The sequence below is a fragment of the Mesorhizobium sp. M1403 genome (genome assembly GCF_040317695.1).
Lineage (GTDB): Bacteria > Pseudomonadota > Alphaproteobacteria > Rhizobiales > Rhizobiaceae > Mesorhizobium.
Window position 1 is genome coordinate 1 of record NZ_JAMYKY010000030.1, and the last position, 14,839, is coordinate 14,839.

The 14,839-nt window shown below is 60.2% G+C and carries 12 protein-coding genes; 6 read left to right on the plus strand and 6 right to left on the minus strand.

Annotated elements, in window-relative coordinates; all coding sequences use genetic code 11:
* Together NKH01_RS30000 and NKH01_RS30005 are read right to left on the minus strand one after the other, a co-directional pair.
* Window positions 1-485: dihydrodipicolinate synthase family protein (locus NKH01_RS30000; protein WP_353023879.1), on the minus strand; the 485-nt coding region annotated here is incomplete at its 3' end.
* 52 nt (window positions 486-537) lie between these two features.
* Window positions 538-1,770 (minus strand): trans-sulfuration enzyme family protein, encoded by a 1,233-nt coding sequence (locus tag NKH01_RS30005; protein WP_353023881.1) that lies wholly within the window; start codon window positions 1,768-1,770, stop codon window positions 538-540.
* An 83-nt stretch (window positions 1,771-1,853) separates the two neighbouring features.
* Here NKH01_RS30005 and pdxR point away from each other — a divergent pair, with 83 nt between their 5' ends.
* The 3 genes from pdxR (at window position 1,854) to NKH01_RS30020 (ending at window position 5,290) form a co-directional block, all read left to right on the plus strand.
* A complete protein-coding gene (pdxR, locus tag NKH01_RS30010; RefSeq protein WP_502912694.1) occupies window positions 1,854-3,350 on the plus strand; it encodes a MocR-like pyridoxine biosynthesis transcription factor PdxR in 1,497 nt (498 codons plus the stop codon).
* A 461-nt stretch (window positions 3,351-3,811) separates the two neighbouring features.
* Window positions 3,812-4,519, plus strand: coding sequence for a B3/B4 domain-containing protein (locus NKH01_RS30015; RefSeq protein WP_353023883.1), 708 nt, complete (start codon window positions 3,812-3,814; stop codon window positions 4,517-4,519).
* 249 nt (window positions 4,520-4,768) lie between these two features.
* Complete coding sequence (locus tag NKH01_RS30020) at window positions 4,769-5,290, plus strand: helix-turn-helix domain-containing protein (protein WP_352515951.1); 522 nt, start codon at window positions 4,769-4,771, stop codon at window positions 5,288-5,290.
* 277 nt (window positions 5,291-5,567) lie between these two features.
* Here the strand turns inward: NKH01_RS30020 and NKH01_RS30025 are convergent, their stop codons facing one another.
* On the minus strand, window positions 5,568-6,623 hold the full coding sequence (locus NKH01_RS30025) for a cytochrome-c peroxidase (protein WP_353023970.1): 1,056 nt from the start codon (window positions 6,621-6,623) through the stop codon (window positions 5,568-5,570).
* A gap of 720 nt (window positions 6,624-7,343) precedes the next feature.
* Window positions 7,344-7,730: a DUF982 domain-containing protein gene (locus NKH01_RS30030; RefSeq protein WP_353023885.1), complete on the minus strand. Its 387-nt coding sequence runs from the start codon at window positions 7,728-7,730 to the stop codon at window positions 7,344-7,346.
* Between the two features lie 565 nt (window positions 7,731-8,295).
* Here NKH01_RS30030 and NKH01_RS30035 point away from each other — a divergent pair.
* Complete coding sequence (locus tag NKH01_RS30035; RefSeq protein ID WP_352615682.1) at window positions 8,296-8,766, plus strand: Ros/MucR family transcriptional regulator; 471 nt, start codon at window positions 8,296-8,298, stop codon at window positions 8,764-8,766.
* Between the two features lie 223 nt (window positions 8,767-8,989).
* Here the strand turns inward: NKH01_RS30035 and NKH01_RS30040 are convergent, their stop codons facing one another.
* Both NKH01_RS30040 and NKH01_RS30045 read right to left on the minus strand, forming a co-directional pair.
* Window positions 8,990-9,202 carry a cold-shock protein gene (locus NKH01_RS30040; protein WP_023679670.1) on the minus strand — a complete coding sequence of 71 codons (213 nt, stop codon included), beginning with the start codon at window positions 9,200-9,202 and terminating at the stop codon, window positions 8,990-8,992.
* Window positions 9,203-9,492: 290 nt separating this feature from the next.
* The gene (locus tag NKH01_RS30045) at window positions 9,493-9,921 is read right to left on the minus strand and encodes a hypothetical protein (protein WP_353023887.1); all 429 of its coding nucleotides are present in this window, start codon (window positions 9,919-9,921) and stop codon (window positions 9,493-9,495) included.
* 941 nt (window positions 9,922-10,862) lie between these two features.
* Here NKH01_RS30045 and NKH01_RS30050 point away from each other — a divergent pair.
* Entirely contained in the window at window positions 10,863-12,176 is a 1,314-nt protein-coding gene (locus NKH01_RS30050; RefSeq protein ID WP_502912697.1) for a M16 family metallopeptidase, read from the plus strand.
* A gap of 506 nt (window positions 12,177-12,682) precedes the next feature.
* A complete protein-coding gene (locus tag NKH01_RS30055; RefSeq protein ID WP_502912698.1) occupies window positions 12,683-14,140 on the plus strand; it encodes an NAD-dependent succinate-semialdehyde dehydrogenase in 1,458 nt (485 codons plus the stop codon).
* Window positions 14,141-14,839: the final 699 nt, after the last annotated feature.

Sequence of the window (14,839 nt, forward strand, 5' to 3'; positions counted from 1 at the left end):
ATAGCGACAATCCCACCCACCTTTGCCAGGCGGCTGACGAGTGCTGGGGTGAAATGGAAATGCGTCGTTCCTGGATTGTCGTAGATGACGATCGGAAGGCCACTTTCGCGCGCCACCGTCGAGAAATGTTCGAACACCTCGTCATCAGTGAGCGGGGTGTAAGAGGCGGCGGCAAGCAACCCCGCGGCAGCCCCAAGGGCCTTAGCGTCCTGCGCGAGCCTCACTGCTTCGTCGGTGCGCAGCGCGCCCACACCCACCACGACCGGCATTTGTCCCCCGGTTTCGTCCAAGGTCTCGGCGAGCGCCCGTCGCCGTTCCTCGCGCGTCAGATACATGTATGTGCCGGTGCTGCCGAGAAGACCGATGGAATCGACCTGAGCGGCGCAAAGCCTGGCAATCAGCTTGCGCAGAGCAACGGTATCGGCACGGCCGTGACGATCGGTCGGCGTGATGGGAAACGCGGAAAGGCCGCTCAGGAATGCCATGGCAAGGCTCCGGGTTTGTACGCGAGCGCGGAACTGGCCGGACCACAGGTCATCACAAGGCGTCCAGAGCCCGCCGCATGTCGGCGATCAGGTCCTCGGCGTCTTCAAGACCCACCGAGAGACGCATGAGGTCCTCGCCGACTCCATCGGCCAGATGCGCATCCTTGCGGATCGGCTGACGAGCACGGGTCAGGCTTGCCGGATGATAGATGAGGCTGTCGGCATCGCCGAGGCTGACAGCCCGGGTGATCAGGTTGAGCCGGTCCATCATCCGGCGCGCGCCCTCGAATCCGGCGTGGAGCCCAAAGGCCAACATGCCCGACCCGTGGGACATTTGCTTTCGCGCCGTCACCTGATCAGGGTGCGAGTCGAGGAAGGGATAAGTCACCCATGCCACCGCCGGGTGCGCCTCGAGCGCCTGAGCCACCGCAAGGGCCGTGGCGCTGTGCCGTTCCATGCGCAGCGTGAGCGTCTTCAGACCGCGCAGGATCAGGAAGGCTGACATGGGCGAGAGCGCTGCGCCGGTGATGTAGCGCAGGCCCGTTTCGTGCAGCGTGCGGAGCGTTTGCGCGTCGCCGAGAATCGCCCCACCAAGGGCATCGCCGTGCCCATTGATGTATTTGGTCAGCGAGTGGAGCACGAGGTCTGCCCCATGTTCGAGCGGCCGCTGGAGCGCGGGGGAGGCGAAGGTGCTGTCGACTGCAACCTTTACACCGCGCGCGTGGGCGCGCTCGGCAATGGCAGCGATGTCGAGGATGCGGCTCAGCGGATTCACCGGCGTCTCGAAGAAAACAAGCCGGGTCCGCTCGGTGATCGCGGCATCGAGATTGTGAGGATCGGACAGGTCGACCGCGACGACCTTGATGCCGAAGCGGGGGACCGCCTGTTCGACCATGGCAAGCGTGTTCGCATAAAGCGTCCTGTGGACGATGAGTTCATCGCCTTGGGACAGGAGCGACAGGATCAGCGTCCCGAAAGCCGCCATCCCCGAGGCAACGACCAAACCTGCCTCGGCTCCTTCCAGATTGGCGAGCCGTTGCTCGAGGATCTCCGTCGTGGGATTGTATTCGCGCGCATAGAGCCTTCCGCCAAGGGCGGCGGCGGCCTCGTTCGCTGCCACGCTTTCGAATCCATAGGTCGAGGTCAAGAAGACTGGCGGCTGAACGGCATTGGAAAAGCCGGCGGGATCGTAGCCATGATGGATCGCCCGAGTGGCGAATCCGGGACCGGTGTCGTGGAGCGACCGCGTGAGAGCATCGGTTTCGGATTGATAGGAACGGGTCATTCGGCCTCTAAGATCTTTCTTGGGTTTCCGAAAGATTGACGGCAAACTGGCCAATGTGAAATATCCAGTTGGCGATGAATGAAATGGTCCAGTCTTCAAGTGCCGGTTCTGCCGGTCGCTCGCACGCGATGGGTGCACGCCAGATCTACGAGGCTCTTCGCGAGCAGATCCTCGGAAGTGTCTACGAAACCGGCAGTCAGCTGCCATCCTCCCGAGGCCTCGCAAATGACCTTGGGGTTTCGCGAACGACGGTGACGGTCGCCTATGAGCAACTGGCTGCGGAAGGTTTCATCGACGTCCGTCAAGGCGCACGACCCCGCGTTGCATCTTCGCTGATCGGTCCTGAGACGAGCCGCACTGTCGCGAAACGAGTCGGCCCGGTTCATCTGTCCGCCTATGGCGAACGACTGCGCGTCACGCCGCCCTGGCCGGATTATCTGCCGACTGGGCTGAAGATCGATTTCCGCTATGGCGACCTGGCGCCGTCAGACTTCCCCGCATTGGTCTGGAAACGTGCGATGAACGAGGCGATGGGGCAGCGCCCGTTGCGTCTTGCCTATGACGATCCTCGCGGCTCGCGCCGGCTGCGCCAGGCGCTCCAGGGCTATCTCTGGCGCGCCCGAACCCTGAGCTGCGACCTCGAGCAGATCATCATCGTCAACGGTTCGCAGCAGGGCCTCGATCTGTGCGCTCGCCTGCTTCTCGATCGCGCCGACCGCTTCGTCATCGAGGACCCGTGCTACAGGATGGCGCGTCAGGTCTTTGCCAGTACGGGTGCCTTGCCCATCCCGGTCACCGTCGACGAGGACGGGATGAAGACGGAGTTGCTGGCGGGGATCGGGGCGCGACTGGCCTATGTCACGCCATCGCATCAGTTTCCGCTGGGCGGCGTCATGCCGATCGCGCGCCGCCATCAGCTTCTGGAATGGGCGCGGCACAACAACGCCTATGTGATCGAGGACGACTACGACAGCGAATATCGCTACGACATCAATCCGGTCCCTCCGCTGCACAGTCTTGAGGACCACGGGGCTGTCATCTACCTCGGCACGATCTCCAAAACGCTCTCGCCGATGCTGCGTATCGGCTATCTCGTCGTCCCGACGGAATTGCAGGAGGTCTTCGCTACCGCCAAACAATTCGCGGACCGGCATTCGCCGGTGGCTGAACAGGAGGCTCTGGCCTCTTTGATCGAGAGTGGCGGCTACGAAAGCCATGTGCGGCGCGTGCGCAGGCTGAACGGCGAGCGTCGGGGGACGTTGCTGGGCGCCTTGCGGCGCAGCTTCGGAGATCGCATCGCTGTCCAGGGAGCAGAGGCCGGTCTGCACGTCGTCGTTTGGTTCGACGAACTGCCGCGATCGCGGGAAACGACCCTGGTCGAAGCCGCCCGAGGCGCGGGCCTGGGGCTACACCTGATCTCGCCCCTTTACGAGCGGCAGTCGGACGAAGGCCACATCGATCGCATGGGGCTTGTCATGGGCTATGCCGCCTTGAGCATTCGGCAGATCGAGAAGGGCGTTGAGATCCTGCGAGCGGTTGTCAAGCAGGTGCAAGATGCGTTGCCGGGACACGGTGGCTAAAACGGCGGGGACGTGGCGTGCTGGCGAGGAAACCGAACCTTGGGCTGAACCGCATTTCGTTTTTGCAAGCCAACTGGACTGGGAAAACGCCATGCAACTGGTGCTGTTGATCAGGCCAGTTTGGCGGCAGATTTTCGTGCGAGACGAATTTCCGAGAGCGATGCATGACCCGGCAAGGAAAGCTGCTTCACATCCATATCGCGCCCGCTGCCTCCTAATGAAATGGAGGATCTGGCGGAGGCGTAGCTTGTTGCCGGCCGAGGCGGGCTCGAGCACCCGCAAGAGATAATCGACGATCTCTACCAGGCCTTGTCCACGGCCGAATGATGGAATTATCCAGCGCATGGTGCGGCATGCACCATGCCGATGCCAGAAGATCTGGACGCTCGACAAGCACCTTTCTTCAAACATTTCCCGAACGACCCCCAGCGCAAAGCCTCCCCATGAGAAAAGAGCATCCCATGTCTTTCACGCCATTGGTTGCCCCCGAGATCAAGGCCCGCTACCCGGATTTTCATCTGATCAGCATTGTGGTGCGGAACGCTGAAATCGACGTGCCGGATGCACAGGCGTTGAACGACACGATTGCGGCGGCGGAACAGGCGGCGCTTCGCGATGACGCCCAAAGGGACGCGCATCTTGCGGCGTGGGCCGTTGCCTACGAGGCTTTCGGCACAAAGGCCAATCGAACGCCGTGCTCGGCCGCCGCGCTTCTCAAGCGGGTGCGGAAAGATGGCTCTCTCCCGCGGATATCCCCACTGGTTGATGCCTACAATGCCGTCAGCGTGTTGTATGGCGTTCCGATTGGCGGGGAGGATCTCGATCTTTACCAGGGGGTCCCGAGACTTTTAATTGCGAAGGGAGCGGAGCCATTCGACACGATCCAGCAAGGTGAAATGGTAACCGAGCATCCCGAACCGGGCGAAGTCATCTGGTGCGATGATGCCGGTGTCACGTGCCGCCGCTGGAACTGGCGGCAGGGGCGGCGCACCATGGTCACGGTCCATACCCGCGCCATGTGGCTCGTGCTGGAAGCCCTCGGCCCAATGCCAGCTAAACAGATGACGGCCACCGGAGAGCATCTGATGGGACTTATCCAAGCGTTGTGCCCGGGTGCGCGAATCGAAACCGCGCGAATCGACGAGTCCACCACATCTCGTGTTCCTTAGGGTATGGCCCCACCTTTCGGAGAAACACCCCACTCAGCCCTGTCCGGATCTGGCGCTCCTTGCTCGCTCCGCTGGCCTACACAGTTGATTGCGAACGACCCAGAACGGCTCTCGAAAACGAGCGTCGAACGAAATCAGATCACCGCTTGTTCTCCCTTAGCGTTGTTTGGCGTACTTTTATCGCGATGCCCTCCAGTGTTGGATGGTCCAAATTACGCAAGCTCGGTCGAGTGATCGCGGAGAAGCTTAATGTCGACTAAATCGAAATTCATGGAGCGGTTCGGACAACGGGTGCGAACCCGGGACGTCGTGCCGGTGTCGTCAGGCTCTCCCGTCCGACTGAGCCTCGGTTTTCTTCACGGCGCGAATACTCCTGAGGCCGCCCGCATTCTCGTTAAGAGACAGCTGCCGCTCAGGACGGCCCACGCGATACTCACGGAGGTGGTCGATCACGGCAAGGCGTTCGTGACGGTTCCTTGCGTCGACGACCTGTTGGCACTGAAGAATGAACTGTCGTCCGCAGGCGTGATCGCGAAGGTTCATGCGCCGCGGCCGATAAGTGTTCGCGAAGTCCGGGATCGCACAAAGCTCTCTCAGGAGGCATTCTCCGTGAGGTATGGCCTCGATCTGGCAACGCTTCGAAACTGGGAGCAAGGTCGCTCGAAACCGGATGTAGCGGCGAATACTCTCCTTTGGACCATCGCCCGGAATCCGGAAGCAGTCGAAGAATCGCTGGACATGGAGGACGGAGTGGCTGCCCCATCACCCTGAGGGGCCGGTCACTCCGGCGCGCGGCTATTCGGCCGCCAGCGCGACAGCCGGCCGCCGCGCGGTATCGACAGCGCGCAAGCCTCAAACGTCCGACGCCTTCCTTGGCATGTCGCACGCCAGATCCCAAACATGGTTCCACCGCAACGAGATGGTGACGGAAGCAGTGTCTGCACTTTGAAACGAGCCAGGCCTTTGCGTCCTCATGGACGTCGCGATCGTCTCGTCCCAGTAAAAGTCGCAATCATTGTCGATGCGACGTTCCGCGCCAGCTGGCCGTTTATTTTCCTAAGATCTGCGTTACAGGCCGGGGCGTTGTCGCCGTTTCGGCGGGTAAAATGGGATAGGCGAGCTCGGGTGCCTTTCCGGTCAGGGAGTTGAGGAAGGCAACAAGCAGGTCGACTTCTTCGTCCGCCAGTATCACGCCAAGCTGGGTGGTTCCCATGATGGCAACGGCCTGTTTCAGATCCCAAACCTTGCCCGAATGAAAGTATGGCGCGGTGAGTGCAACGTTGCGCAGCGGCGCCACGCGGAAAACATAGGAATCGTCGGCAGTATTGGTGACCGCAAATCGGCCCTTGTCTTTTTCCGGCAGGACCTCGGCGCTGGGCTGTTCCACGAGGCCGAATGGGTAATAGGCTTCGCCACCAACGTTGATACCGCCATGGCAGGACGAGCAGCCTTTGTCCATGAAAAGCGCCAGGCCCTGTTTCTGTTCGGAAGTCATGGCGGCGTCATCGCCATTCAGGAAACTGTCGAAGGGGGCCGGCGTGACCAGTGTCGCCTCGAAGGCTTCGATTGCCTTGGCGAGGTTGTCGAAGGTGACCCGATCGGCTTCAGCCGGAAAAGCTGCATCGAACCACTCGACATATTGCGGCATGGACTTGAGCGTGGTGATGACTTGGCCCGGTGTATTGGCCATTTCGATCCCGGCTTGGACCGGTCCCTTCGCCTGAGCCTTCAGGTCTTCGGCACGACCATCCCAGAACTGGGCGATGTTGAAGACAGCGTTCAGTACAGTCGGCGCGTTGCGCTGTCCCTTCTGCCAACCATGGCCGATCGAGGTTTCGTGATTGTCGTCGCCGCCGGTGGCCAGGTTGTGGCACGAGTTGCACGACAAGACGCCTGACGCAGAGACGCGTGGATCGAAGAACAGTGCCTTGCCGAGAGCGATCTTTTCCGGGGTGATCGGGTTGTTGGCGACTGCCGGCGTGGTGGGTGGCAAAGCCTTGAAAGTGGCCATTGCCGTTTCTCTGAGGTCTGCGGGGATCGAATCCGCAGCAAAGGCGGTGGCCGTCAGCAAGGGGACAGCCATCGTACTGAATAGGATTTTCATAAATGATCTCGCTGCGTCGTGCACGCAGCCACTCTGGGATATGCGGCTCATGAACGCCCTGCGCTAGATCAGTTGCGGGAGAGGACCGGGTGGTCTGACACCTGTTTTGCGGCAGAGCTTGGACCATCCCGGAATTGAACGCTCTTCTCGATTGGATTTCAGGGAGGCGGAGGATCGCTGCTCGGCAAGCGGCGGCGCCGGAGCCCGGAGCCGTGCTTCGGTTGTCTCTGCGCCTTCAACTATGAAGAAATCGGGGCCACCGTGTCCGATTCGGTTTGGGGCCGGTTATCTGTTCCGCAGCAGGTCCTGCTCGACTTCCGCCTGCCTTCGCCAGATCGACGTGGGCCCAAATCGATCCGCGATAGTGTCTTGTAGCACCTTTGCGGGACGATCTTATTTCGACTGTAGAGGGCCGTTTCGGGTGAGCAAAAATACACGAATTTCAAAGGGCGCCCGAGTAGCTGTTTTGATCGGCTTGTGAGGCCTATAGCCTCCATCGAGCGAATATTGGCAGACGACGGAGCACAATTTTGGCTTCGTTTATCAGCTTCAATGGGCCAACTGCTTTGCTATAATTACAGGGCAATTTACCGTCATGAATTCGAGAGAAAAGTCCCACGCAGTGATTTTCACACCGGAAGCGTTGCAGTCCTATCGCGAGAAGCTGGTTTACAACAAGATGATTAACATCGCCATAGCGCGCAAAATATTGTTTGTTCGCTATAGTACGCTCCAGATGCCGGCGAAATCTCGATACAATAACCTCGTCGGCGTTCCCGCTCCGGCTTCAGATACGAATGCGACACCTATACTTGCGCTTTCCACTGCCCGACATGCAGGCAGCGAGCCATTGCATCGCGGAGGTTGCATCTTCCAATATGGCGACCTGTTCCCCAAGCGGAAAAAAGTCTTGCGCGCTGCGCTCGCAGGTATTCGTCCGTTGTATGCATCAAAGCACGCCGTGAGAGCGGCTTCGTAGATCCGGTCTCTGCCATCTTCTGGCCATTCGTTGAGAAAATCGATAGCATCCGCAGGACTGGCAATCTCTTGCACGATGTGCGCTGCCCGCCTTACGAAAAGTGGGCTGCTGAAAGTCCCTGAGCTCATTCGTTCCTCCCGACCTGCTGAACCGCTAGTTTGCGTGAACAGGCGCCTCCTCTACACCCGCCCACCATTGCGGAATGTGTTGTCACAGCGATAGCGGTTCAATAGCAAAGCAGCGGCGTGATATCCTCGGTTTACCAGCGGGCCAAACCCTAATATCCTGCTGCGAGAGCGGCTCACCGGATGAATCTACATCGTTTCGACCATTGCGAATCAACGCTTGATAGTTCCTCCACGCGCCATCAGGAAGCGGCCACTGCTCTGCCACCGATTTCACAGCCAAAGAGAGGATGGCGAAACAGAAATAGCCCTCTTCGTTTCGAGATTACTGGTCATTTCGGCGCAAAGCTTACGGCCGAGACGCGCCTGAAAATGCGCAAGCACCGCGGCAGCTCGCCAACAACGGACGGATCAACGGTCACGACGGCGGGATACCGGGATACCGCGCCGTAGATCTCGCTGGACGAACATCGCAACAATCCTGTCGAGACCTTTGTTGCTTTCAGCGGCGACCGCCACTATGAAGCGACGCTTCGCCGACTGTGTTTCACGCCGCCTGGAGAGTTTCATGACAGAAGAAGCCGAAAAAAACATCGACACCCTCATCGAGCTCACGGCCGATGTCGTCTCAGCCTATGTCTCCAACAATCCGATCCCGGTGGGGGATCTCCCTGCCCTCATCGGCCAAGTGCACGCGGCTCTGAAAGGGACGGCCCGAGGTGTCTCTACAGAAGAGCCGGTTGCCCTTACGCCTGCAGTCCCGATCAGGAAGTCGGTGACACCAGACTACCTCATCTCCCTTGAGGACGGGAAGAAATTCAAATCGCTAAAGCGCCATCTGTCGACCCACTATGGGCTGACGCCCGATGGATATCGGGCCAAATGGGGCCTGCCGGCGGATTATCCGATGGTCGCGCCGAACTACGCCGCGGCGCGCTCTTCATTGGCCAAGACGATGGGGCTCGGCCGCAAACCGAAAGCGCCGGAAGCGCCGGAGCCGGCGCCGACGAAGCGAACCCGCAAGAAGGTCGCGGCTTGATTTCGGCAATCGAGATTCGTTCTGGAGCGTTGCAGCCATCGGCTTAATCTGCTCGTCATATAAAAAGGCGGGGCCAACCCCGCCTTCCTTTCAAACAACTTTGTTTCATGAGGAATTCGCGACGACTGCAGCAATCTGCTGCCCTCAGTTTTTGCTCGCTCCTATCGAGCGGCCGTGAGGACCTCCGGACCTACGCGCCCACTCTTGCCAGGACGCAGGAATTTCAACCAGCTTTGCTGAGGCTGCCAGCGGAGGACTTGCCGGTGCGGCGATCCTGCTCGATCTCATAGTTGATCTTCTGGCCGTCAGCGAGGGTCGAGAGGCCCGCGCGTTCGACAGCGGAAATGTGGACGAAAACATCCGGACCGCCATTGTCGGGCTGGATAAATCCAAACCCCTTGGTGCTGTTGAACCACTTTACCGTTCCAGTCGGCATATACGTGTTCCTCCTTAACAATTGCAACGTGGGCAGGCCATCAGGCCTGCCCGACTCATAGCCGAGACTTGGGCGCAGCAAAAAGCGAAAAATTGTTAAACCCCGATCAGCTGGCGCACTCCATTTTGGCCGTAGTCGCCAGCAAGCACTGTCCTACACTACCGCTCGAGCATGGCCGGAAGCGCCCGATCCTTCCAACGCTCCTCAGCGGCACGTCTATGGCTGGTGCTTGGAGGCACGGGACGTAAGGCCGACCGCTGCTCGTGCCGCCAGGTCAAAGGCCGGGTAGTTCACGGAGCTACCTTCGTGCATAACGGCTTGGCAAGCGCTTGAAGGAGTTTCGAATTGGATTGTTTCAAGAGGGTCGAGGGGTTGATCGATGCCACCAGCGTGGAAGCGATCGATAACGCGCGCGTTTTGCTGGACCAGTGCAAGGGCAAGTCAGAAACAATCCCCCAAGCGATCGACCACTTCCTACTTGATTTCATGACCTTGCTGTTTGTGGTAGAAGCTACCCGCGAGCGGTTCCACAATCCGGCGAGGCGGTTGGCGCGCATCAGATTGAGCAGGATCAGGCTGTTACTCACCCGATGCTCTTGACCTAGGGACCACGCCGCCAGGGATGCGTTTGCAGCCGCAAAGAAGGCAAAATCTGTTCGCCGGCAAACCGTGCACAGCCCGGCGGTATTTACGCAGATGAATTCGATCGCGACCGCCAAATTCTCCTGTTTGGTACCAGCGACGACGGCAAGCGCGGACAGCTTCCGTGCTGCTGTCCTCCAGCGACAAACGTGCCTGCATGCCCCCATCCACGGCGAGCTCGACGATTATTTCTCACGTTTGACCAAGGTCCCGCGCAAACACTCCCCTTTCCCGCAGCAACTCATCAGGACGGCCTCGCGGCAGGCGCATTACGCCAGAAGCGCGCAACCGCATCGTTTTTTCCCGCCCGAGTCCTACGGTCTTCGTTTTCCAGCGCCTCGCGGATATCGCCCAACTCACTGATTTTTGGATCAGATCCGTCCTAGTGCGCGAGCAGGCTCCGCGCTCGAGTTGGCTGGGCTGCTCACGCCTCTGCCCTTCAGCATCGACCCGGTCTGGCCGTCGAGGACAGGGTTCCGGTGGGGCGACCAACATCTCCATTCTCACCGGCAGCGCAGCGGCCATTCGAAGCGCATCCTATACCCCTCCCCGGCAGCGCGCCCAATCGTGTTCCGAACGAAGAAGATATTCTCAGCCGCGCGCGAGTCGCGTTCGGCCCTGTCCGATGTCCGACAATGTCGGATGCGCAACATGGCAGAGCCCGATTTGTCCACTGCCTCGAACGGTTTTCTGATCTGGCACGGTGCATGCTTGGTCATCCGCAAGGCGTCGCGGACCAAGGAGAATCCGTCCCATGATCACCTCACCAAGAAATACCGCCGCAGGTCTCCTGGGTCCATCCAAAGATGAGGCTCGAGTAAGGCCTGGCCCCATGAAGAGCTTATTCATCTGGCTCGGCGCTGCCCGCCGGTCCTCCCACGCGGGAAGACGGGGACGCAGCCCCTTCATCAAAATTAGGAACAAATCACTTTGCCTCAAACCTTGCCTTTCGACCAGCCACCACAACCGGAGCCATCGATCGTCCGCCTGGCTGCGCAACGCGTTCATTGCCACCGCGCTGGCCCTGGTGACGACCGCTCCGGCTCTGGCCGCCACCGCCGGCGGCAAGGTGACGGATTTCCTGCTCGACAACGGCATGGAAGTGGTCGTCATCCCCGATCACCGCGCGCCGATCGTCACTCATATGGTCTGGTACAAGATCGGCAGCGCCGACGAGCCACCCGGCAAATCAGGCCTTGCCCATATCCTCAAGCATCTGATGTTCAAGGCGACGACCAACCACGCCGCCGGCGAGTTCGACCGAGCCGTCTCAGCCATCGGCGGCTACAACAACGCCTTTACCGCCTATGACTACACCACCTTCGTCGAGACGGTGGCGCCCTCGGCGTTGGGTGAGATGATGGGCTTCGAGGCCGATCGCATGTTCAACCTCATCCTCAACGATGATGATATCAAGACCGAGCGCGACGTGATCCTGGAGGAGCGCCGTTGGCGCAGAGAGACGAACCCGCAGGCTCTGCTGGACGAGGAGGTCAACGCGACGTTGCGGCAGAACCAGCCCTACCGCATTCCGGTCATCGGCTGGATGCAGGAGATGGAGAAGCTGAAAACCGACGCATTCACCATCTACAACAAATACTACCGACCGAACAACGCCGTGCTGGTGGTGGCCGGCGACGTAGAGCCGGAGACGGTGAAGGCGCTGGCCGAGAAGACCTATGGCAAGGTTGTGCGCGGGCCGGACCTGCCCCCGCGCAACCGCCCGGTCGAGCCGGAGCAGAACACCAGGCGCACAGTGACGCTGACCGATGCGCGCGTTTCGGTGCCGAGCTTTTCCACTCAATGGGTGGTGCCGTCCTATCATACGGCAGAGCCCGGCGAGGCCGAGGCGCTCGACCTGCTGGCCGAGATCCTCGGCGGCGGTAACCGCAGCCGGCTATATCAGGAGCTTGTCGTCAAGCAAGGCATAGCCTCGGCGGCCGGCGCCTCCTTCCAGGGCACCATGCTAGACGACACCAATTTCACCATCTCCGGCTCGCCGCGCGGCGATGCAAAGCTCGTCGATCTCGAAGCGGCGGCCGTTGCCGAAGTCGCCCGGATCGCCAAGGATGGCGTCACCAGCGACGAGCTGGACAAGGCCAAAGACCGCTATATCGGCTCGGTGATTTTTGCGCACGACGAGCTGGACCACATCGCCAACATTTATGGCAAGACGCTCACCACCGGTGGCAATGTGAAGGACGTGCTCGAGAGGCCGGACCGCGTCCGCAAGGTGACCACCGACGAGGTCAAGGCGGTCGCCGCGCGTTATCTGGTGCTCGACCATTCGACGACAGGCTATCTTTTGCCGCAGCAACAGGCGGGGAATTGATCATGAGCTCCATCCCCATGCAAATGCGCCGGCCGGTCTTCCCTCGGCGCGCCTTCGCCACCCTGTTCCTCTCCATGCTCTTTCTCATCTTGCGGGCGCTCGCCCGGTAAACGGGATCTGTTTAAAGCCGCGAGCATCGGTTTTCGCGGGCCTTGCCAGGCATTTGCCGGTTCAGGCGTCATTATTGGGGTGCGCTCCTCCTCAGGCCAGCCTCTCTTCGAGTGGATAGAGTCGCCGATTCGTGGTCCGCAGATTGTAGGCGCAGGCCACCAGCATCCACTCCGCGCGGCTGGCGAAGCCGATGTCCGTTGTTCAATCGTTCGACTAGTAGAACCGCGAGGCATCTTCTAGCGTATTCAGGTATTCTCCCTTGCAGTCGGGTACCGTGGTCTACCAGCTGTCTGGCCGAGGCCCTATAAGGAACCCGGACGTCGCGGAGTACACACCGCACCTGCTATATACCTGCTGCGTTGAGGAGGAATCCGGTATTGCCCCTGTGCCTGCCGATGATCCGTCACCTGAGATCCCCCGACCTGTTTGGACCCATTGATCGCCTGCCGGCACTTGGCACGCGGATTAGCGAGCGGACATTCGAGGTCCTCAACCCGTCGACTGGCGAAGTGCTGGCAGAACTACCCGACATGGGGGTCGAGGAGACATGCGCTGCGATCGACAAGGCCTATGTCGCGCAGCCTGGATGGGCAGGGCTGACAGCACGTGAGCGCAGCGACGTTCTATGGCGATGGCATCAGTTGATCATCGACCACGCCGACGATCTCGCCGAGATTCTCACCGCGGAGATGGGCAAGCCGCTTGCCGAAGCCAAGTCGGAGGTATCGCATGCTGCGGCGTATCTGCAATGGTACGCCGAGGAAGCCAATCGCGTCTACGGCGAGACGATCTCCGCACCATCGATGGACCGCCGAATGCTGGTAATCAAGCAGCCCATCGGAGTTGTTGGCACGATAACGCCATGGAATTTCCCGGCCTCGATGGTGGCGCGCAAAATCTCGCCAGCCTTGGCGGCGGGCTGCACGATCGTCCTCAAGCCCGCTGAACAGACGCCGCTCGTGGCGGGAGCAATGTTCGCCCTCGCCCATCAGGCTGGCTTTCCCGAAGGCGTCGTCAACCTGATCTATGCGTCCGAAGGTGACGCGGTCGGCCGCGAACTTTGTACCAATCCCAAGGTCCGCAAGATCAGCTTCACCGGGTCGACTGAGATCGGGCGCCTTCTCATGTGCCAGTGCTCGGACCAGATCAAAAAAGTCAGCCTTGAGCTCGGTGGCAATGCACCTTTCATCGTCTTCGATGATGCCGATATCGATGCCGCGGTTGACGGTGCGATCCAGGCGAAGTTCCGCAATGCCGGCCAGACCTGCGTTTCGGCGAACCGCCTTTACGTCCAGTCGGGCGTTCACGACGAGTTCGTCGAGAAATTCGTGCAACGGGCTCGCCAACTTCAAGTTGGTGACGGTTTCGCTCCCGGAGTGGACATCGGACCGCTCATCGACAAGCACGCTTTGGCCAAGATCGAATCCCATATTGCCGATGCCGTCGGCAAAGGCGGCGCAATTCGATGCGGGGGCAAACGCATCGGCACGAATGGCACGTTTTTCCAACCGACAGTCCTGACCGGTGTCTCCAGCGAAATGACCGTCGCGCAAGAAGAGACATTCGGGCCGCTGGCACCGATTATTCGCTTCAAAGATGCGGATCAGGTCGTGCGTGAGGCCAACGACACGATCTACGGCCTCGCGGCCTACTTTTATGCCTCCAACCTGAAGCGTGTCTGGCGTGTGGCCGAGGCCTTGGAATATGGAATGGTCGGGGTAAATACCGGCCGGATGTCTTCAGAAGCGGCGCCGTTCGGTGGGATAAAACAGTCCGGCATCGGGCGGGAGGGATCCCGCCATGGCCTCGAGGACTACCTCGAAATGAAATATCTCTGCATGGGCGGCATCTGAATTTTCGGCTTGCAGGGTTCACAGACCGGGTAACCTAGCGAGCGATCTCCAAATATGTGAATTGGAGGATCGCTCCTCGATTGGGAACTGAGGGGCGGCTCCGTACCCGAGCAAACACGCAATCCTGAAGGAGCACCCTGGCTGACTTATCTCTCGACGAGACAAGCGTCTGAATTGTCGGCGAAGACGGCGTGCATGTGACGCAGGATACGCTTGCGAGGGATTTGGCGGCCCTCGCCGACTATCTTCAGGCGACGGGCTGTCTTTGCGCGGGTCTGGTTGGAAGCTTGTGCACCATCGCGATCGTGAACGCTGGTTGTGCGCAATATCCGGTTTCTGGGGCAGAATTTTGAACCTGCTATCTTCCGATTGTCGGTAGCTCAGTTGTTCTTCGGCCGACTGCCGCGCCAGTACAGGCTCGGACAGAATCGAAGATACCATCAGGCAGGCATTCGCATTCGACATTTCCGGTGATCGGCGCACGATCCAGGGCGCCATGTTGACCAAGCGCCTCGAACCGCATGACAGTCTTGACCGGCTGGAGGACGGAAATCCCGCGATGCCGAAGAGGTTGGTCAGCGCAGTCGAGCCCACACGGCATTTGCCGCACGAAACAGCAAGGGCTGGGAAGCGATCGGCCGAGCGGTCCTCGAAGGCGCGGGCCAGGGTGTCGACGATGCGTCGGTTCAGGTCCGCCAA

Coding starts and splice junctions, on each gene's coding strand:
- NKH01_RS30005 (WP_353023881.1), bottom strand. CDS start 1,770: ATGACCCGTTCCTATCAATCCGAAACCGATGCTCTCACGCGGTCGCTC.
- pdxR (WP_502912694.1), top strand. CDS start 1,854: ATGGTCCAGTCTTCAAGTGCCGGTTCTGCCGGTCGCTCGCACGCGATG.
- NKH01_RS30015 (WP_353023883.1), top strand. CDS start 3,812: ATGTCTTTCACGCCATTGGTTGCCCCCGAGATCAAGGCCCGCTACCCG.
- NKH01_RS30020 (WP_352515951.1), top strand. CDS start 4,769: ATGTCGACTAAATCGAAATTCATGGAGCGGTTCGGACAACGGGTGCGA.
- NKH01_RS30025 (WP_353023970.1), bottom strand. CDS start 6,623: ATGAAAATCCTATTCAGTACGATGGCTGTCCCCTTGCTGACGGCCACC.
- NKH01_RS30030 (WP_353023885.1), bottom strand. CDS start 7,730: ATGAGCTCAGGGACTTTCAGCAGCCCACTTTTCGTAAGGCGGGCAGCG.
- NKH01_RS30035 (WP_352615682.1), top strand. CDS start 8,296: ATGACAGAAGAAGCCGAAAAAAACATCGACACCCTCATCGAGCTCACG.
- NKH01_RS30040 (WP_023679670.1), bottom strand. CDS start 9,202: ATGCCGACTGGAACGGTAAAGTGGTTCAACAGCACCAAGGGGTTTGGA.
- NKH01_RS30055 (WP_502912698.1), top strand. CDS start 12,683: ATGATCCGTCACCTGAGATCCCCCGACCTGTTTGGACCCATTGATCGC.